Origin of the sequence: Agrobacterium tumefaciens str. B6, assembly GCF_001541315.1 — a bacterium.
GTDB classification, from domain to species: domain Bacteria; phylum Pseudomonadota; class Alphaproteobacteria; order Rhizobiales; family Rhizobiaceae; genus Agrobacterium; species Agrobacterium radiobacter.
The window spans coordinates 282842-300131 of record NZ_LMVK01000001.1 but is presented as its reverse complement, the minus strand read 5'-3'; the positions used below and the strand labels follow the sequence as shown (position 1 = coordinate 300131).

The window sequence follows — 17290 nt, the reverse complement described above, 5'->3', positions numbered from 1 at the left end:
AGCTTAAACGTCAGTCCGCATCCTCGGTCACGTCGACTTCGGGGCGCCGGCGCGGCGGAATGACGTCGGGATAATCGACCTGCATGAAATAAAGACCGTCCGGCGGTGCGACAGGGCCGCATGCCTTGCGGTCCCGTGCCTCCAGTGCGGCACGCACGTCCTCCGGCGTCATCGTGCCCTCGCCCGCCAGTTTCAACGTGCCGGCGAAAGAGCGTATCTGGTTATGAAGGAAGCTCTGCGCCGTCGCGCGTATCTCGATGAGATCGCCATTGCGCGTCACATCCAGCCGGTCGAGCGTGCGCACGGGGCTGTTCGCCTGGCAATGGACCGAGCGGAAGGTGGTGAAATCATGCCGGCCGACGAGCATCTGGGCGGCTTCATGCATGCGCTCATGGTCGAGGTCCTTCGACACCCACCATGCCCGCTTGTGCTCCAGCGCCAGCCGGGCCTTGCGGCAAATGATGCGGTAGAGATAGTGCCGACGAAGGGCGGAAAAGCGGGCGTCGAAATCCTCGGTCACGGAAGCGGCATCGAGAACGGCCACGGCTTCGCCCGCCATGGCGAGATGCGCATTGAGCGCGTTGCGAAGCTTGTAGGGCTCCCAGTCGCGCAAAAGATCGACATGGACAACCTGCCCAACGGCATGCACACCGGAATCGGTGCGGCCGGCGCCGCGAATGGAGACGCTCTCTCCCGTCAGCGAGCGAACCGCAGCCTCCAGCGCACCCTGAACCGAGGGGCCGTTATCCTGTCTCTGCCAGCCATAATAGGGCGTGCCGTCATATTCGACGGTCATGCGGAAACGCGGCATCAGCCGAGCCTCGTTGTGGCCGGAACGGGGGTGCCGCGCACGAAATCAGCCGCCGACATCGGTTTGCCGCCGGCCTTTTGCAAGCGGGTGAGCCGCACGGCCCCGCTGCCGCAGGCAATGGTCAGAGCATCGTCGAGCGCTGCGCCCGCTTCTCCCATGCCGCTTGCCAGTTCGGAGGCGAGACCCTTCACGCGCTCCGTCTTGCCGCCGATGTCCATTTCCAGCCATGCGCCGGGAAACGGCGAAAGGCCGCGAATGTGATTATGCACATCCTGCGAGGGCCGAGAAAAATCGACGCGAGTCTCGCCCTTGTCGATCTTCGCGGCATAGAGAACACCCTCTTCCGCCTGTGTGACGAGCGGCAGGTCATCTGCTTCCAGCTTTTCCATCGCCTGCCGCATCAACCGCGCGCCTGTTAGCATCAGACTGTCATGCAGCTCCCCGGCCGTCATGTTATCGCCGATCGCGACTTTCGCGGTCAGCGCGACGGGACCGGTATCGAGCCCCTTTTCCATTTTCATGACCATCATGCCGGTTTCGGGGTCGCCGGCCATGATCGCCCGCTGGATGGGAGCAGCACCGCGCCAGCGCGGCAGTAGCGAGGCATGACCATTGTAACAGCCGAGACGCGTACCGGAGAGGATCGCTTCGGGCAGCAGCAGCCCGTAAGCCACGACAACCGCCACATCAGCATTGAATTCCCGGAACTGCTGACGATCTTCCTCAGCCTTGAAATTCACGGGCGTAAACACCGGAAGCCCCAGCAGTTCGGCAGCCTGATGCACCGGTGACTTCTGCAGATCGAGACCACGGCGGCCGCCGGGACGCGGCGGCTGGGTGTAGACAGCGACAACCTCGTGGCCCGCCTCCACCAATGCACGCAATGTGGGAACGGAAAAATCCGGTGTGCCCATAAATATGATGCGAAGAGCCATTGTCGCCCCCTGCCCTGTCGTCCATTCCGGTCCAGAGAGGACGGATCAGATCTTTGCGCGGGCCGCTTTCGTGAATTTCTTGATGACCATGTCGCGCTTCAGCCGCGAAATATGGTCGATGAACAGAACACCATTGAGGTGATCGATCTCGTGCTGCAGGCAGGTAGCGAGCAGACCATCCGCCTCGACCGTCTGCTGCTTGCCGTCACGGCCGACATATTGCACCGTGAGCGAGGCGGGACGCTCGACCTCCGCATAATAGTCAGGAATGGAGAGGCAGCCTTCCTCATAGGTCGAGACATCGTCAGACACCTTGAGGATTTCCGGGTTGATGAAGACGATCGGGGTCTTTTCCTCGCCTTCACGCGCAACGTCGATCACCAGCATGCGGCGCGCCACGCCGATCTGGATAGCGGCAAGACCGATACCCGGCGCATCGTACATGGTTTCGAGCATGTCGTCGGCAAGACGCAGAACCTCTGCATCCACCTTTTCGATGGGCTTCGATTGCTGGCGCAGCACGGGATCGGGCAAAATGATAAGCGGTTTGATGGTCATGGCTTCCCATAACGTATCTCTTGCGCGGAGGAAATAAAAAACACGAGGTTCAAATCGCCTCGGGCATCCACCCCGCCCGACTCATTTCCGCCACAGGAATGTTCTTGTTTTGATCTTCCGAATCACTGGAAATCTGCTAGATTTAATCATGAGTATAGATTTCTCCGTTCTCCTTGATCCCGCGCTGCGGGCCGGCTCCGTCGATATCAGCTTCGGCGCGCTGCTCGCGGCTCTGGTTTTCGGTCTGGTCACAACCTGGCTGGTCACGACAAACCGCGTGAAAAAAGCGGGAGCCGACGGTGAAATCTCCGATCTTCTGAAAACACAGTCCGAACTGCATGGCCGTATCGCGGCCATGGCGGAAACGCTCGGCACCCGCCAGACCGAGATGAGCCAGACGCTCAACCAGCGCCTCGACGGCATGTCGCAGCGCATTGGCGAAACACTGACGGAACAGACCCGGTCGACCCATGAAAATCTGAGCCGACTGCAGGAGCGCCTCGCGGTGATCGACGCCGCGCAGGGCAATATTCAGGATCTGGCCAAGGACGTGGTCGGACTGCAGGCCATCCTTTCCAACAAGCAGACGCGCGGCGCCTTTGGACAGGCACGCATGGAAATTCTGATCGCCGATGCCCTTCCCGCCGGCGCTTTCCAGCTTCAGCCGACGCTTTCGAACGGTTACCGGCCGGACTGCACCATCAAGATGCCGAACAATGCGCCGCCGCTCGTCATCGACGCGAAGTTTCCGCTGGAGGCATGGAATGCCATCAAGGCGGATGAGACACCGGAAACCAAACGTGCCGCCGTTCAGCAGTTCCGCCGTGATATGGAAGTGCATATTCGCGATGTGGCCGAGAAATACCTCATCCGTGGCGAAACACAGGATACCGCCTTCATCTTCGTGCCGTCCGAATCGATCTTCGCCGATATCCACCAGCATTTCGAATATCTGGTGCAGCGCGCTCACCGCGCCCGTGTCGTCATCGTTTCGCCATCGCTTCTGATGCTGTCGGTGCAGGTCATCCAGTCCGTGCTGAAGGATCAGCGCATGCGGGAGCAGGCGCATCTCATCCAGGGTGAAGTTGCCCTTCTGATGGACGATGTGCGGCGGCTGGACGACCGGACGCGCAAGCTGCAGGCCCATTTCGGGCTGGCGCAGAAGGACGTCGACATGATGCTCATCTCCTCGGACAAGGTGCTGGCACGCGGCCAGAAGATCGAAGGACTTGATTTCTCGCCAACGGAAAAAGACGCCCCGCATGGTGAAATCGAGCAGGCGCGCCGCTTTGCCGAAAACAGAGCCGGTGCGGCCAAATTGCGGGTAGTTGACGACGAGTGATCGTCTCGGGCAAAGTCGCCGCCTTGCTCAAATTTCATATGGACCCAGCGCCCCATGATTACTGTTTTCGGCTCCATCAACATGGACCTCGTCGCGACCGCCAAACGCCTGCCCAAGCCCGGTGAAACCGTAACGGGAGAGACATTCTCCACGGCCGCCGGCGGCAAGGGAGCCAATCAGGCGCTGGCCGCACGGCGTGCAGGCGCCGCAGTCAAGATGGCAGGGGCTGCGGGCGATGATACTTTTGCCGCACCGGCGCTGACATTACTGCGTGATGCTGGCACCGACCTGTCTCTGGTCAAGACTGCGCCCGGCCCGACGGGAACGGCGGTGATCCTGATCGGTGAAGGCGGAGAGAACATGATTTCGGTCATTCCCGCCGCCAATGGCGAGGTCTCCGCCTCCGATGCCGCAAAGACCGTATCCGACATGGCCGCTGGCGATATTCTGATGCTGCAGTTCGAGATACCGGCCGCAGCCATCGAAGCGGCGCTGACGGCCGCCAAGGCAAAGCGCATCACCACCGTCATCAACACAGCGCCGCTGACCGCAGACGGTCCGCGTCTTGCTGGCCTTGCCGATATCGTCATCGCCAATGAAACCGAGTTCGAGCTGCTGATCGGCAAGAATGGCCTCTCCAGCGTCGAGCGGGAAAACGAACTCAAGACCCTTCACGACAGGACCGGCCAGACATTGATCGTGACGCTTGGGGCGGACGGCGTGATCGCCATGCGCAACGGCAAGGTCTACAGGGCTTCCGGCCTCAAGATCGAGCCGGTCGATACGGTTGGTGCGGGCGATACCTTCTGCGGTTATCTCGCTGCCAGCCTCGATCAGGGGATGGATTTCGAAAGGGCGCTGAAGCGTGCCGCCGTTGCAGGCTCGCTCGCCTGCACGCGCGCCGGTGCCCAGCCTTCCATTCCGCTGGCAGCGGAAGTGGATGCGGCCCTCTGAGGGATCAACCGCTCAGCGACGGATGAAGGTGAGATAGGCCGAGCTGCGGCCTTCTCTTTTCGCCTTGTTTTCGTAACGCGTGCCCGGCCAGTTGGCGTAGGGCGTGCGCCAGTCGTCAGCGCTCGTCGCCGTCCATTCAAAACCGCCATGCCGGGCGCAATGCTGCAGCGTCCAGTTGACGTATGTATCGATATCCGACGCAAAGCAGAATTTGCCGCCGGGTTTCAACACGCGATGGAAACGGGCGAGATTGACGTCCGAGACAAAGCGGCGCTTCCAGTGTTTCTTCTTTGGCCACGGATCGGGATAAAGCAGATCGATGTGATCGATCGACCCCTCTGGCAGCCAGTCGAGCAGCTGCGTCGCGTCATCGTCATAGAGCCGGATATTCATCAGCTCGCGTTCGCGCACGGTGGCAAGCAGTTTGGCCATGGAGTTAACGAAGGGCTCGACCCCAATGAAACCCGTCTCTGGGTTCTCAACCGCGCGGTGGGCGAGATGTTCGCCGCCGCCGAAACCGATCTCCAGACGGATCGATCGCACATCCGCCGGAAAAAGAGCGGCGAGATTTTGCGGCGGAGCGCTTTCCAGATCGATTTTCAGCAAAGGCAGCAGGTTCTCGATCGTATCGACTTGCTGATTGCGCAGGGGCTTGCCCTTGCGTCTGCCAAAAAACGCTTCCGTTGCGCGCGAACGCCGTTCTTCCGTCATCTCATACTCTCAAGAACAAATAGATTTAACCCGCACAGCGCCACATGAGGCATTGTGCGGGTTACAAAAGTTGGTGACGGTATCTCTCAATCGCCGTCAAATAACAAGTGTTAGGCGCTCAAAGCTTCCTTAAGCGGCTTCACCAGATCGAGCTTCTCCCAGGAGAAAGAGCCGTCACGGCCGGCCTTGCGGCCGAAATGGCCGTATGAGGACGTCTTGGCGTAGATCGGCTTGTTGAGATCGAGATGACGGCGGATACCCGACGGCGAAAGGTCCATGACCTTACGGATCGCGTTCTCGACCTGATCTTCGCTGACCTTGCCGGTGCCATGCAGATCGACATAGATCGACAGGGGCTGGGCGATGCCGATCGCGTAGGAAATCTGGATTGTGCAACGCTCGGCAAGGCCGGCAGCCACGACGTTCTTGGCAAGATAGCGGGCGGCATAGGCGGCGGAACGGTCAACCTTGGTCGTGTCCTTGCCGGAGAATGCACCACCACCATGGGGGGCAGCGCCGCCATAGGTGTCGACGATGATCTTGCGGCCGGTGAGGCCCGCATCACCATCGGGACCGCCGATGACGAACTTACCAGTCGGATTGATATACCACTGGCAATCGTCGGCGATCTTCAGGTCGCCCAAAGCTTCGCGGATATAGGGCTCGACAACGGCGCGAACCTTCTTCGAATCCCAGCTCGCATCGAGATGCTGCGTGGACAGAACGATGGATACGGCTTCCGAAGCCTTGCCGTCGACGTAACGAACCGTCACCTGGCTCTTGGCGTCGGGGCCAAGTTTCGCCGCTTCGCCTTCGCCGCTCTTGCGGGCGGTGGCGAGCAGCTGGAGGATACGGTGAGAATAATAGATCGGCGCCGGCATCAGATCCGGCGTTTCCTTGCAGGCGTAACCGAACATGATGCCCTGGTCGCCGGCGCCCTCGTCGCCCTGCTTGTCGGAAGCATTGTCCACGCCCTGCGCAATATCTGCCGACTGCGGGTGCAGGAGAACGTCGATCTTGGCGGTCTTCCAGTGGAAACCATCCTGCTCGTAGCCGATGTCACGGATCGCCTTGCGGGCGGCGGACTTGAACTTCGAAGGGTTGATGACCGGATGGCCAGCGGCGTCCTTGATGATCTTGCCGTCCTTGTCCTTTTTCAGAAGCGTATCGGGAACCCGAACCTCACCGGCGATAATAACGCGGTTGGTCGTCGCAAGCGTTTCACACGCGATGCGCACGGTCCAGGGATCGACGCCCGTCTTGGACGCTTCACGATAAATAAGATCCACGATTTCATCAGAAATACGATCACAAACCTTGTCCGGATGACCCTCGGCCACGGACTCGCTGGTGAACAGGTAATTGGCACGCATGCGGGATTCCCCTCAAAGAACGGTCTTGGAGTTTGTTAGTCATTTCAGCCGCGAAAAACAAGGACACAACCACATAAATATATCTTTATGTGAGAATTCCTTTCCAATCCGGCACAAAAAAACGGTCCTTGCGGACCGTTGAGTGCCCGGCATCCCGTGCCGGAAATTTTCTGCGCTGTGCGGACCAGGCTCTACTCGGCATCGCCCTCGGCGGCGAGCGCCTTGACGAGATCAACGAGGCGACGGCGAACCTTGGGGTCGGCGATCTTCACGAATGCGCGGTTCAGCTGCAAACCTTCAGCCGAGGACAGAAAGTCGACCACGTAATTGGAGCTCGACGCTTCCGCCATGCCGGTCGTACCGCCGACCTGATCGCCGGGCGCATCTTCGAAAAAAAAGGAAACCGGTACATTGAGGATCCCGGAAATATTCTGCAGGCGGCTAGCGCCGACGCGGTTGGTGCCTTTTTCATATTTCTGGATTTGCTGAAAGGTAATTCCAAGACTTTCACCCAGCTTCTCCTGACTCATTCCGAGCATGGTTCTGCGAAGGCGAATTCGGCTTCCGACATGAATGTCGATGGGGTTAGGCTTTTTCTTATTCTCGGTCATCATGCGGTCCTGACACTCGGAAAGGGTTGATATCTCGCTTCAGTACTATTCGAAGAAATGAGCCGGTATTTCGACAACGGCTAAACTTGTTTTACGACTGACGTATTCACTATGCAATTGTGGGGGTTCGCGGTCAATTCTGGCGCCGCGCAAATCTCCACGCAGGCAATACCGCGACGATTATCAAGATGGAAAAAATCAACCAGAAATACGTCCGATGTGTGTCGTAGGTAAATGCGTCGTTTGACCCACCACTCAAAGTGGCGTCAACAATTCCGACCCGACCGTAGTCCAGCCCTGCAATAATGCGGCCATAGGGATCGATGACGGCAGAAATTCCGGTATTGGCGCCGCGAATCACCGGCACGCCCGTCTCAACGGCCCGTACTCTCGCCTGCAGAAAATGCTGATAGGGGCCGGGCGTATCACCGAACCAGCCATCATTCGTCACGTTCAGGATGGCGGCCGAGCCGGCCAGCCCGGGCGTCATCTCGCCCGGGAAAATGATCTCGTAACAGATCAATGGATAGAAGGTCTTGCCCGAAGGCAGCGTGAGCGGCGTACGCGAAGAGGCCGCGGAAAAACCTCCCGGCAGGGCAATGACATTGTCGATACCGAATTCCCGCAGGATGCCTTCAAAGGGGACATATTCGCCGAAGGGGGTCAGATGCACCTTGTCGGTCGCACCGATGATCTCGCCCTGGCTGTCGATCGCATAGACCGAATTATAATAACGCGGCGGTCGGCCGGCCCCCTGATCTTCCATTCTGACAGCGCCGGTGAACAGCACCTGTCCATCCTCCAGCGTTCTGGCGATTTCCGCCAGAGCATCCGGGTTTTGCGTCAGGATGAACGGGACGGAGGTTTCCGGCCAGACGATGATATCAGGGCGTTTTTTCCCTGCGCCCGGCGGCAGGGCCGTCAGCCGCAGATGCTCGCTGAAAATCTCGGCGCGGTCGTCGTTCAACATCTTGCGGGACTGATCGATGGAAGGCTGAACGATCCTCACCGTCAGGGCGTCCGCCGGGATCTCCGCCGGCGTCTGCAAGCGATAAAAGCCATAACCGAAGTGGGCGGCCAGCAGCAGACCCGCCAGCGCCAGCCCCGGTCCCATGCCTTTTTTCGTCCCGATCAGCGCCGGTGCAGCAAAGATGAAAACCGCCAGCGTCGTGATACTGAAAAGACCGAGCAGATGCGCTGACTGCATCATGATCGGGATGGGCATGATGCCGTAACCGATGGCGTTCCAGGGAAAGCCGGTCGCCAGAAAACTGCGCAGCCATTCCGAAAGGCCGAAGGCGGCGGCAAGCGCCGCGATGCGGCCAAGGCCATCCGACCAGAGGAGATTGGCGGCGGCAACCGCAAAACCGTAAAACAGCGCCAGAAACGCCGGCAGACCGAGGATGGCAAGTGGCAGCGCCCAGGCGAATTCATCCGCTTCCAGCAGAAGCGCATTGCCCAACCACCACAGGCCGGCCACGAAATAGCCAAGTCCGAAACACCAGCCGATGCCAAAAGCGGGCAGGATTCGGCTAAAGAGGCCGCCGCCGGGCTTTCCCGTGCAGCCGTCCACGAGCCAGACGAGCAGGGTAAAAGACAGAAATAGCGCCGCAAAAAAGCCGAATGGAGGCAAGGCAAGCGCCCCGACCGCACCTGCAGCAATCGCCATCACTGCGCGGCTCATGCCGCCGGCCAGCATTACCCTGCCTGCAAGACGCTCCATGTCATCTCCGTTTATGCGCGTGTGGAAAAGCCCGCAGCCACGGAATTTCCCCTCAGACTCGACGTAAAGGAAAAAAGATTCGCAGTCCACAGGAGGGATGGCGGCCGGAGCGCCGTGCGGCCTTTTGGCCGCTCCGAGCTGTCAAATAGCTGCGTGGCGGAGATGACGGGGCATCCCGTCATCTCTCCTAATCGGCGTTGTGCTGGTGCGTGATGAGGCGAACATCCGGCGCGGGCAGCGCAATGACCCCGTTGGCTTCGCCCGGAGCGCGGTCATCCTCACCTTCGGAGCCATGATCCCGGGCGATACGAACGCCCTTGATGCGCCGGCTATCCGCATCGAGAATCTGGAACTCGAAACCGGGTACCGCGCGAACCACCTCGCCCTTGGCCGGAATGCGGCCGAGTGCGAAAAAGATGAGACCGCCGAGCGTGTCGATTTCTTCGAGATGTTCGCGCACGTCGAATTCCGGCCCGATCACCTCGGCAAGTTCGGTAAGTTCCGCGCGCGCATCGGCAACAAGCACATCGGCGGAAAGGCGCGAGAACATCGCCTCGTCCTTGTCGTGCTCGTCATCGATATCGCCTACGACCATCTCAACGATATCCTCGTGGCTGACGAGGCCGTCCGTGCCGCCATATTCGTCGATAACAAGTGCAAGCTGTGTTCTCTGCGCCTGCATCGTCTTCAAGAGATCGGAAGCGAGCATCGAGGGCGGTGCGAATAGAATTTTGCGCACCAGCCCGGCATCGGCGACCGTCTGCTCAAGATCCACCCGAGCCAGATCGAAATTCGGCCGCGGTGAGCGCGGCGCCTTCACCTCGCCATAAGCGACGCTTCGCGATCCGGCGCGGCGCTTGTTGCGCGCCTGCTTGGCGACATAGGCCAGCAGATCGCGAATGTGGATCATACCCTTCGGGTTATCCAACGTCTCATCGTAGACCGGCATGCGGGAGCGCCCGGTTTCCTCGAAGAGGATCAGCGCGTCGCCGATCGTCATGTTCTGGTCGAGACCATCGATATCGACCCGCGGGATCATAATATCTTCGACCCTGATCTCACGGAAACGGAGGATATTGTTCAGCATCGCCCGTTCTTCAGGCGAAAAGGCCGCACCGATTTCGGTGTCGTCCATCAGTGCATCGGTCAGATCCTCGCGCAGGCGTTCACCCTGGGATGGTTTCAGCAACCGTGCGATGCGTGACCAGATGGTTGATTTCGGCTTGGCATTGTAGTCGTGACGTAAGTGACTACTGCCCTCCTCCGAAGAGGACTGCTCGCCGTTTTCTCTGCCCTCATTGGCAGGTCGTGCAGAATGTTCGTTCATGGCTCCAGACAATATTTAAAGCGGTTCCTGACCCGCGTAGGGATCAGATAGGCCAAGCACCGCCAAAATGCGAGTCTCAAGCGACTCCATTTCTTCCGCTTCTTCCTCGTCCATGTGGTCATAACCGAACAAATGGAGGAACCCGTGGACGAGAAGATGGGTCAGATGATCCTCGAAACTCTTCTCAAGTTCAAGAGCCTCGCGTTCAACCGTCTCACGCGCGATGACGATATCGCCCAGCATCGGGCCCGGCATTCCGCCCGGTTCCAGCGGAAAAGCGGGGAAAGACAAGACATTGGTCGCCTTGTCCTTGTCGCGCCACTCGGCGTTGATTTCCCGGATATTTTCATCGTCGGTGAAGACCAGCGAAAGTTCCACGGGCGTTTTCGGGAAGGGTTGCTCCTCTTCCCTCTTCAAAAACTCAACCGCCGCATCCAGCACTTTGGTTGCAAAGGCAAGCAGGTCCTCTTCCGAGGACCAGCCTTCGGCCTCGACGCTGATTTGAATATCCAGAGCTGTCATTGTCTTTGCGTCAGTCGCCCTTCACGAGGCTTTCGTCCGGCACGGCCGTGTGGGATTCGTAAGCCCGGACGATGCGCGCCACCATCGGATGACGCACGACGTCGACATCCTTGAAGCGGACGACGGACACGCCTTCGACATCGGTGAGGATTTGCAGGGCCTCGACAAGGCCGGATTTCACGCCGCGCGGCAAATCCACCTGGCTCGGGTCGCCGGTCACGATCATGCGGCCGTTTTCGCCGAGACGGGTCAGGAACATCTTCATCTGCATCGTCGTCGTATTCTGGGCTTCGTCCAGAATTACGGCGGCGTTGGCGAGCGTGCGTCCGCGCATGAAGGCCAGCGGCGCGATTTCGATGACACCCGCCTGAATGGCGCGCTCCACCTTGTCGCCCGGCATCATGTCATAAAGCGCGTCATAAAGCGGGCGCAGATAGGGATCGACCTTTTCCTTCATGTCGCCGGGCAGGAAGCCCAGACGCTCGCCTGCCTCGACGGCGGGGCGTGAGAGGATGATGCGGTCAACCGCGCCGCGCTCCAGAAGCTGGGCCGCATGCGCCACTGCCAGATAGGTCTTGCCGGTACCGGCGGGACCGACGCCGAAAACAAGCTCGGACTGTTCCAGCGCCCGCATATAGACATCCTGCGTCGGGGTGCGGGCAGCAATTGTCTTCTTGCGGGTGGAAATCTGCGCCATGGAAATCTTCGCCTTGCGTTCCATCGTCGGCAAGGTCAGCTGGTCGTCCGCGGCCATGGCCATGCGGATCGCGCCTTCCACGTCGGAAACCTCGGCAGTGCCGCCCTTGAGCAGGCGCTCGTAAAGGAAATCCAGCGCCCGGCGGGCCTGGTTGGTGGCAACCACATCGCCGGTGATGGCAACGGAATTGCCGCGCGGGCGGGCGTCGATATTGAGGCGCTGCTCCAGGAGCTTCAGGTTCTGATCGAACTGACCGAATAGCTCTCCCGCTATCCTGTTATTCTCGAACGTGAGGACGAAGTGATTGGCGTCGGTCGCGGCTTGGCGTGGCTGGCGCGATGAATTTGATACCAATTCGTGTGCGTTCAAGCGGTCAGGCTCCTGTCCCAATCAGTGTCGGCTCCCCACTCTAACTCCCTGCCACCTCGGCAAACAAGCTGTTTGGACCCGTTGCGGTGATTCGTACATTAACAATGTCACCGATTTTCAACGTCTTTGCATCAAGATTCACGGATTGCAGCCAAGGAGAGCGACCTATCAACTGCTCATGCATGCGGCCGGGCTTTTCCAGCAGCACATCCATGGTTTTTCCGACCAGCGATTCCGCAAATTCCTTCTGCTGCCGCAGCAACAGCGCCTGCAATCTCTCCAGCCGCTCAGCCTTCACGTCTTCCGCAACCTGATCCGTGAGATCGGCACCCGGCGTGCCGGGACGGGTGGAATATTTGAACGAAAAGGCCTGCGCGTATTTTACCGTCTCGACCATCGCCATCGTATCTTCGAAATCGCGATCCGTCTCACCGGGGAAACCGACAATAAAGTCCCCCGACATGGCAATATCAGGGCGGGCGGCGCGGATTTTTTCGATAAGCTGGATATATTCCTCACCCGTATGGCGGCGGTTCATCGCTTTCAGAATGCGGTCTGAACCGGACTGCACCGGCAGGTGCAGATAGGGCATGAGGATACGCAGATCGCGATGCGCGCCGATCAGGCGGTCATCCATGTCGCGCGGATGGCTGGTGGTATAGCGAAGCCGCGCAAGCCCGGGAATTTCCGCCAGCCGATACAGCAATTCGGCAAGGCCCCATTTCTCGCCCTTCGGGCCTTCGCCCTGCCAGGCATTCACGTTCTGGCCGAGCAGTGTGATTTCGCGCACGCCGGCATCGACGAGCTTCATCGCTTCATCGACGATCTGGCGCACGGGGCGCGAGACTTCCGAACCGCGCGTATAGGGCACGACACAGAAGGTGCAGAACTTGTCGCAGCCTTCCTGCACCGTCAGAAACGCCGTGACACCGCGCGTGCGCAGCGTCGCCTTTTCGGCGACCGGAAGATGCTCGAACTTGTCTTCGACGGCGTATTCGGTTTCGATGACGCGCTCGCCGCCGCGTACGCGCTTCAGCGCATCCGGCAGGCGATGATAGGTCTGCGGGCCGATGACGACATCGACGGCAGGCGCACGGCGCAGGATTTCCTCGCCTTCCGCCTGTGCCACGCAACCGGCAACGCCAATCATGAATTCGCGGCCCTGCTCTTCGCGGGATTTTTTCATGTCACGCAGGCGGCCGAGCGCCGAATAGACCTTTTCAGCCGCCTTTTCGCGGATATGACAGGTGTTCAGTAGAACCAGATCCGCCTCGCCCATATCCTCCGTCTGAACGTAACCATCCTTCGCAAGCGCATCGCTCATGCGGACGGAATCGTAGACATTCATCTGACAGCCATAGGTCTTGATGAAAACCTTACGGTTGTTCGAGCCCTCGGGGGCGATCATGGGTGTGGCGTCAAGGCCAAGCGTTTCCTGGGTCATGGCGGCTATCTAGTGTTTTTCCCGGCCAGATTAAACAGAAAAATGCCGGAAAAGCTACGATCTCACGAATTCCGCCAGCCGCCGCGCAGGCTGAAGGCCAGCATGGAGCGGATAGCGGCGGCAACATCGGTCGCCAGTCGCTTGCGGTTGTCAGCGCTGTGAAACGCAACGCTGTCACCGAATGTCACGTCGACATCAATGGCACCGGCCCTGATGATGCCGAGCAGATGCGGCACGAGCGTGATGCTGCCCGGCCAGGCGGCAATGACGCGGTGGTAACGACCCATGGCCATGCCATGCACCCGCGTATAGGCGATAGCGACCGGCTGCACATACACCAGCTTGCCCGGAACCTGTTCAGCCGCAGTGGAAGCCGCGCCGAACAACGAGGATTTGACGGCGAGCATGCGGTTGCCATCCGAGGTGGTGCCTTCGGGGAACAGGACGACAATCTCGCCATCGGCCATGCGGCTGGCGATCTCGCTCACCTGCGCGCCGGTGCTGCGCTTCTGCTCGCGCTGAACGAAGATGCTTTTCTGCAGCCGGGCAAGCCAGCCGAAAACCGGCCAGTCACGCACCTCCGTCTTGGCGATGAACACCACGTCTGCAATGCTGCCCAAAACGAGGATGTCTTTCCACGAGGCGTGATTAACCGCCAGCATCAACGGTTTCGCGCGCTCCACATCCCCGTGGACGTGAACGCGGATGCCGAGAACATGGCAGGCGATGCGGTGCCAGAGGCGCGGAATGCGGCGGCGAAGCCGCCAGTCGAAGGCAAGGCCCAGCAATTGCAGCGGCAGCAAGACGAGCGTGACGATCAGGAGAACGACCGCAATATAGGCTGTCCGCAGCCACATCATGATGGGAACGCCCGCTTGTTCACCGGCGTCTCAGTGTTCGCCGGGCTTCAATGGCACGCCGTAAAGTTCCAGCCGGTGATCCACGAGCTTGAAGCCGTGTTCGCGGGCGATCTTTTCCTGCAGGGCCTCGATCTCGGCCGAATGAAATTCGATGACCACACCGTTCTTCAGGTCGATCAGATGATCGTGATGCTCTTCGGGCACGGTTTCATAACGCGAGCGGCCATCGCGAAAATCGTGACGCTCGATGATGCCGGCATCCTCGAACAGCTTCACCGTTCTATAAACGGTGGAAATCGAGATGCGCGGATCCACGGCGGAGGAACGGCGGTAAAGCTCCTCGACATCGGGGTGGTCCGCAGATTCCTGAAGGACACGGGCGATGACGCGGCGTTGGTCGGTCATCCGCATGCCGCGCTCGGCACAAAGCTCCTCCAGCGTTTTCGAAAGGTCTGTCACGTCTTCTGGCCTTTTGAGAATTCCGGTTTGCGGCTTTCGCCGAAAAAATGCCTGTCGCAGGGAACTAGCGAAGATCGCGACGCATGACAAGCGCCGTCGACTTCGTTCCATCCTTGGCGGTGTAATAGGCCTTGCGTTCCGCGACGGTTTTGAAGCCGAGCTTCCTGTAGAGCCCGAGAGCGGAAACATTCTTATTGTCCACCTCGAGAAACATGGTTTCAGCGCCACGCATCATCGCCTCGCGGATCGCCGACTGCATCAGACGCCAGCCGAGACCCGCGCGTGCGAACTTGTCGGCCACGGCAACGGTGAGGATTTCCGCCTCGCCCGCCACTTCCCGCGCCAGCACGAAACCGCCAAGCGGCTTGCTGAAAAATGCGTTGGTCTGGCGTGCGACGGCGCCGAAAACCGACCCTTGCGTCAATAGTCCGGAGAACTCCCCGTCGTTCCACGGGCGCGGGAAGCGCAAGGCATGCAAATCCGACACCGCGGCGCAATCCTCATGCTGCATCGGCACGATCTCGAAATAGGGTTTCCAGGTCAGATAGTCGTCAAACATCACAAAAATCAGGCATCACAAAAATCGGGCATCACGGGAATCAACGGCATGCATCAAGGCTTGCCCTATCAGGCAACGCCCTGACGTGCCAGCGCAAAACCAGTCTGTGGCCGGGCGTCCGGCCCGCGCAGATAAAGCGGCGCGGGTTTCGGCTGGCCCGCTGGCTTGCGCGCGGCCGCGCGCGCCACCGAGGCAATCGGGAAATGATCCGGCCCCGAACCGGTCTCCGCACCCGCGAAAAGGGGTGCAGCGGAACCGATGACGGCGCCATCGAAACCTTCGATGACCATCCTGGCGTCTTCAAGCGGCAGGAGGCCGGCATCGCGAAGCGGCGATCCGTCAGCCGAAAATGTCTGGAGATAGGTTTCGCCGCGCTTGGCATCCAGCCCGACAGCCACGGGCCGGTCGGGGTTTTCCAGCAGGTGATGCAGGGCAAGCGTCTCAAGCGTGGTCACGCCCATTGCTTCAATGCCGAGCGAAAGGGCAAAACCACGCGCAGCAGCAACACCGACACGGATACCGGTGAAAGACCCCGGCCCGATCGTCACGGCAATGCGTTCGACATTCTGGAGCGACAGTTGCGCCTGCTCCAGAGCCCCATCGATCACGGCCATCAGCCTTTCGGCATGGCCCTTGCCGATCGTTTCGCAGACCTCTCCGAGCACCCTGTCTGAGGTGCTGTCATAGATGCAGGCGGAACAATCCACACCTGAGGTGTCGAGTGCGAGAACAATCATGACCTGGCTTTACAGCATTATACCGCTTCGACTTCGCGCACTTCCGGCACGAAATGGCGAAGCAGGTTCTGAACGCCATGCTTCAGCGTGGCGGTGGAGGACGGGCAGCCCGAGCAGGCGCCCTTCATGTTCAGGAACACCGTCCCGTCGCGGAAACCACGGAAGGTGATGTCGCCGCCATCCTGCGCCACGGCGGGGCGAACGCGGGTATCCAGCAGTTCCTTGATGGTCGCGACGATGGTTTCGTCACCCTCTTCGAAGAACTCGCCTTCTTCATCCGATACTTCGGCCGCAATAGCCGTACCCATGATCGGGCGGCCAGACATGAAGTGCTCCATGATCGCGCCCAGAATGGCCGGCTTCAGGTGCTGCCATTCCGCGCCGTCCTTGGTGACGGTGATGAAATCGAAACCGAAATAAACGCCGGTAACCCCCGGAATGGTGAAGAGACGCTCCGCCAGCGGCGAAGCCTGCGCCTGCGAAGGATTGAGAAACTCCACCGTCCCGCTTTCCAGCACCACCTTGCCCGGCAGGAACTTCAGCGTGGTGGGGTTCGGCGTGGCTTCCGTCTGAATGAACATCGTCTTCTCCTTCGAGGTCGCCGTTCACGCCCCGTAATTTAGAATTCTTCCAAAAAATACGCCCGGCGAAGCTTCACTTCAAGCCCTGACATGATAATTACATTCAAGAAATCGTCAGCCCCTAAATCTTGCCTGAGCCTCGGGGTCAGCAGAGTGCGTCGATTTCCTCGTCCGACAACGTATCCGGCAGCACGGTGACGGGGATCGGGAAGGCTGCCCCTCGCCCGGCAATGGAGGAAACGAGCGGTCCCGGCCCTTCTTTAGTCGATCCCGCCGCCAGAACGAGAATCGCGATATCGCGGTCTTCCTCGATCAGCCCGTGGATCTGCTCGGTGGCGCTGCCTTCGCGAATGACAGCTTCGGGCTCGATGCCGATGGTCTCACGAACCTTCTGGGCGATCTTGGCGAGTGTGGCTTCCGCCTCCTCCCGCGCTTCCGCCCGCATGATCTGCTCGACACCAAGCCATTGCTGGAAGTCGCCTTCCGGGATCATGTAAAGCAGCACAAGCCCGCCATTGGAATTCTTGGCGCGACGACCGGCATAGTGCACGGCCCTTTCGCATTCCGGTGTGTCATCGATAACAGCGAGAAACTTGCGACGATGCCCTTCCAGACGCGACAGCCGTTTTGAAACCATTCTGCACTCCCTAGGTCCGCCGTGATCCGAGAAACCGCCCGACGGTTCGGGCGGAGATTATATCAAATCACGGCAGGCGC

At 59.8% G+C, this 17290-nt stretch carries 19 protein-coding genes; 2 read left to right on the top strand and 17 right to left on the bottom strand.

What is annotated here, in order from left to right:
* Nucleotides 1-10 precede the first annotated feature (10 nt).
* From truA to def, 3 genes are read right to left on the bottom strand one after another with little or no spacing between them, the layout of a single operon-like run.
* On the bottom strand, nt 11-811 hold the full coding sequence (gene truA / locus ASB65_RS01485; RefSeq protein ID WP_003503720.1) for a tRNA pseudouridine(38-40) synthase TruA: 801 nt from the start codon (nt 809-811) through the stop codon (nt 11-13).
* Nucleotides 811-1746: a methionyl-tRNA formyltransferase gene (gene fmt, locus ASB65_RS01480; RefSeq protein WP_060722837.1), complete on the bottom strand. Its 936-nt coding sequence runs from the start codon at nt 1744-1746 to the stop codon at nt 811-813. Before fmt ends, truA begins: the two co-directional genes overlap by 1 nt.
* A 45-nt stretch (nt 1747-1791) precedes the next feature.
* On the bottom strand, nt 1792-2304 hold the full coding sequence (def, locus tag ASB65_RS01475) for a peptide deformylase (RefSeq protein WP_003503724.1): 513 nt from the start codon (nt 2302-2304) through the stop codon (nt 1792-1794).
* 148 nt (nt 2305-2452) lie between these two features.
* Between def and ASB65_RS01470 the strand changes: the two genes are divergently transcribed.
* Nucleotides 2453-3646, top strand: a complete 1194-nt coding sequence (locus ASB65_RS01470) for a DNA recombination protein RmuC (RefSeq protein ID WP_003503726.1) — start codon at nt 2453-2455, stop codon at nt 3644-3646.
* Nucleotides 3647-3700: 54 nt separating this feature from the next.
* Nucleotides 3701-4600 carry a ribokinase gene (locus ASB65_RS01465; RefSeq protein WP_003503729.1) on the top strand — a complete coding sequence of 300 codons (900 nt, stop codon included), beginning with the start codon at nt 3701-3703 and terminating at the stop codon, nt 4598-4600.
* 12 nt (nt 4601-4612) lie between these two features.
* Here ASB65_RS01465 and trmB read toward each other — a convergent pair whose 3' ends face one another.
* From trmB to ASB65_RS01395, 14 genes are all read right to left on the bottom strand, one after another.
* A complete protein-coding gene (gene trmB / locus ASB65_RS01460; protein WP_003503731.1) occupies nt 4613-5311 on the bottom strand; it encodes a tRNA (guanosine(46)-N7)-methyltransferase TrmB in 699 nt (232 codons plus the stop codon).
* Nucleotides 5312-5421: 110 nt separating this feature from the next.
* Nucleotides 5422-6684 carry a methionine adenosyltransferase gene (gene metK, locus ASB65_RS01455; RefSeq protein ID WP_003503733.1) on the bottom strand — a complete coding sequence of 421 codons (1263 nt, stop codon included), beginning with the start codon at nt 6682-6684 and terminating at the stop codon, nt 5422-5424.
* A gap of 191 nt (nt 6685-6875) precedes the next feature.
* On the bottom strand, nt 6876-7295 hold the full coding sequence (locus ASB65_RS01450) for a helix-turn-helix domain-containing protein (protein ID WP_003503735.1): 420 nt from the start codon (nt 7293-7295) through the stop codon (nt 6876-6878).
* Nucleotides 7296-7428: 133 nt separating this feature from the next.
* A complete protein-coding gene (gene lnt / locus ASB65_RS01445) occupies nt 7429-9018 on the bottom strand; it encodes an apolipoprotein N-acyltransferase (protein ID WP_060722836.1) in 1590 nt (529 codons plus the stop codon).
* Between the two features lie 187 nt (nt 9019-9205).
* Entirely contained in the window at nt 9206-10345 is a 1140-nt protein-coding gene (locus ASB65_RS01440; protein ID WP_035212583.1) for a hemolysin family protein, read from the bottom strand.
* Nucleotides 10346-10360: 15 nt separating this feature from the next.
* On the bottom strand, nt 10361-10867 hold the full coding sequence (gene ybeY, locus ASB65_RS01435) for an rRNA maturation RNase YbeY (protein WP_060722835.1): 507 nt from the start codon (nt 10865-10867) through the stop codon (nt 10361-10363).
* Nucleotides 10868-10877: 10 nt separating this feature from the next.
* Nucleotides 10878-11933, bottom strand: coding sequence for a PhoH family protein (locus tag ASB65_RS01430; RefSeq protein WP_060722834.1), 1056 nt, complete (start codon nt 11931-11933; stop codon nt 10878-10880).
* A gap of 40 nt (nt 11934-11973) precedes the next feature.
* Nucleotides 11974-13377 carry a tRNA (N6-isopentenyl adenosine(37)-C2)-methylthiotransferase MiaB gene (miaB, locus tag ASB65_RS01425; RefSeq protein WP_003503745.1) on the bottom strand — a complete coding sequence of 468 codons (1404 nt, stop codon included), beginning with the start codon at nt 13375-13377 and terminating at the stop codon, nt 11974-11976.
* 62 nt (nt 13378-13439) lie between these two features.
* On the bottom strand, nt 13440-14237 hold the full coding sequence (locus ASB65_RS01420) for a lysophospholipid acyltransferase family protein (RefSeq protein ID WP_003503748.1): 798 nt from the start codon (nt 14235-14237) through the stop codon (nt 13440-13442).
* A gap of 30 nt (nt 14238-14267) precedes the next feature.
* A complete protein-coding gene (locus ASB65_RS01415) occupies nt 14268-14696 on the bottom strand; it encodes a Fur family transcriptional regulator (protein WP_003503749.1) in 429 nt (142 codons plus the stop codon).
* Nucleotides 14697-14760: 64 nt separating this feature from the next.
* On the bottom strand, nt 14761-15255 hold the full coding sequence (locus ASB65_RS01410; protein ID WP_003503751.1) for a GNAT family N-acetyltransferase: 495 nt from the start codon (nt 15253-15255) through the stop codon (nt 14761-14763).
* 68 nt (nt 15256-15323) lie between these two features.
* Entirely contained in the window at nt 15324-15992 is a 669-nt protein-coding gene (gene tsaB / locus ASB65_RS01405) for a tRNA (adenosine(37)-N6)-threonylcarbamoyltransferase complex dimerization subunit type 1 TsaB (RefSeq protein WP_060722833.1), read from the bottom strand.
* A 17-nt stretch (nt 15993-16009) separates the two neighbouring features.
* Nucleotides 16010-16573, bottom strand: coding sequence for a NifU family protein (locus ASB65_RS01400; protein WP_003503755.1), 564 nt, complete (start codon nt 16571-16573; stop codon nt 16010-16012).
* 145 nt (nt 16574-16718) lie between these two features.
* Nucleotides 16719-17210 carry a universal stress protein gene (locus tag ASB65_RS01395; protein WP_003503758.1) on the bottom strand — a complete coding sequence of 164 codons (492 nt, stop codon included), beginning with the start codon at nt 17208-17210 and terminating at the stop codon, nt 16719-16721.
* Between the last annotated feature and the right edge of the window lie 80 nt (nt 17211-17290).

Bases quoted from the DNA above. Each gene is read 5' to 3' on its own strand.
- truA (WP_003503720.1), bottom strand. From the start codon at position 811: ATGCCGCGTTTCCGCATGACCGTCGAATATGACGGCACGCCCTATTAT.
- fmt (WP_060722837.1), bottom strand. From the start codon at position 1,746: ATGGCTCTTCGCATCATATTTATGGGCACACCGGATTTTTCCGTTCCC.
- def (WP_003503724.1), bottom strand. From the start codon at position 2,304: ATGACCATCAAACCGCTTATCATTTTGCCCGATCCCGTGCTGCGCCAG.
- ASB65_RS01470 (WP_003503726.1), top strand. From the start codon at position 2,453: ATGAGTATAGATTTCTCCGTTCTCCTTGATCCCGCGCTGCGGGCCGGC.
- ASB65_RS01465 (WP_003503729.1), top strand. From the start codon at position 3,701: ATGATTACTGTTTTCGGCTCCATCAACATGGACCTCGTCGCGACCGCC.
- trmB (WP_003503731.1), bottom strand. From the start codon at position 5,311: ATGACGGAAGAACGGCGTTCGCGCGCAACGGAAGCGTTTTTTGGCAGA.
- metK (WP_003503733.1), bottom strand. From the start codon at position 6,684: ATGCGTGCCAATTACCTGTTCACCAGCGAGTCCGTGGCCGAGGGTCAT.
- ASB65_RS01450 (WP_003503735.1), bottom strand. From the start codon at position 7,295: ATGACCGAGAATAAGAAAAAGCCTAACCCCATCGACATTCATGTCGGA.
- lnt (WP_060722836.1), bottom strand. From the start codon at position 9,018: ATGGAGCGTCTTGCAGGCAGGGTAATGCTGGCCGGCGGCATGAGCCGC.
- ASB65_RS01440 (WP_035212583.1), bottom strand. From the start codon at position 10,345: ATGAACGAACATTCTGCACGACCTGCCAATGAGGGCAGAGAAAACGGC.
- ybeY (WP_060722835.1), bottom strand. From the start codon at position 10,867: ATGACAGCTCTGGATATTCAAATCAGCGTCGAGGCCGAAGGCTGGTCC.
- miaB (WP_003503745.1), bottom strand. From the start codon at position 13,377: ATGACCCAGGAAACGCTTGGCCTTGACGCCACACCCATGATCGCCCCC.
- ASB65_RS01420 (WP_003503748.1), bottom strand. From the start codon at position 14,237: ATGATGTGGCTGCGGACAGCCTATATTGCGGTCGTTCTCCTGATCGTC.
- ASB65_RS01410 (WP_003503751.1), bottom strand. From the start codon at position 15,255: ATGTTTGACGACTATCTGACCTGGAAACCCTATTTCGAGATCGTGCCG.
- tsaB (WP_060722833.1), bottom strand. From the start codon at position 15,992: ATGATTGTTCTCGCACTCGACACCTCAGGTGTGGATTGTTCCGCCTGC.
- ASB65_RS01400 (WP_003503755.1), bottom strand. From the start codon at position 16,573: ATGTTCATTCAGACGGAAGCCACGCCGAACCCCACCACGCTGAAGTTC.
- ASB65_RS01395 (WP_003503758.1), bottom strand. From the start codon at position 17,210: ATGGTTTCAAAACGGCTGTCGCGTCTGGAAGGGCATCGTCGCAAGTTT.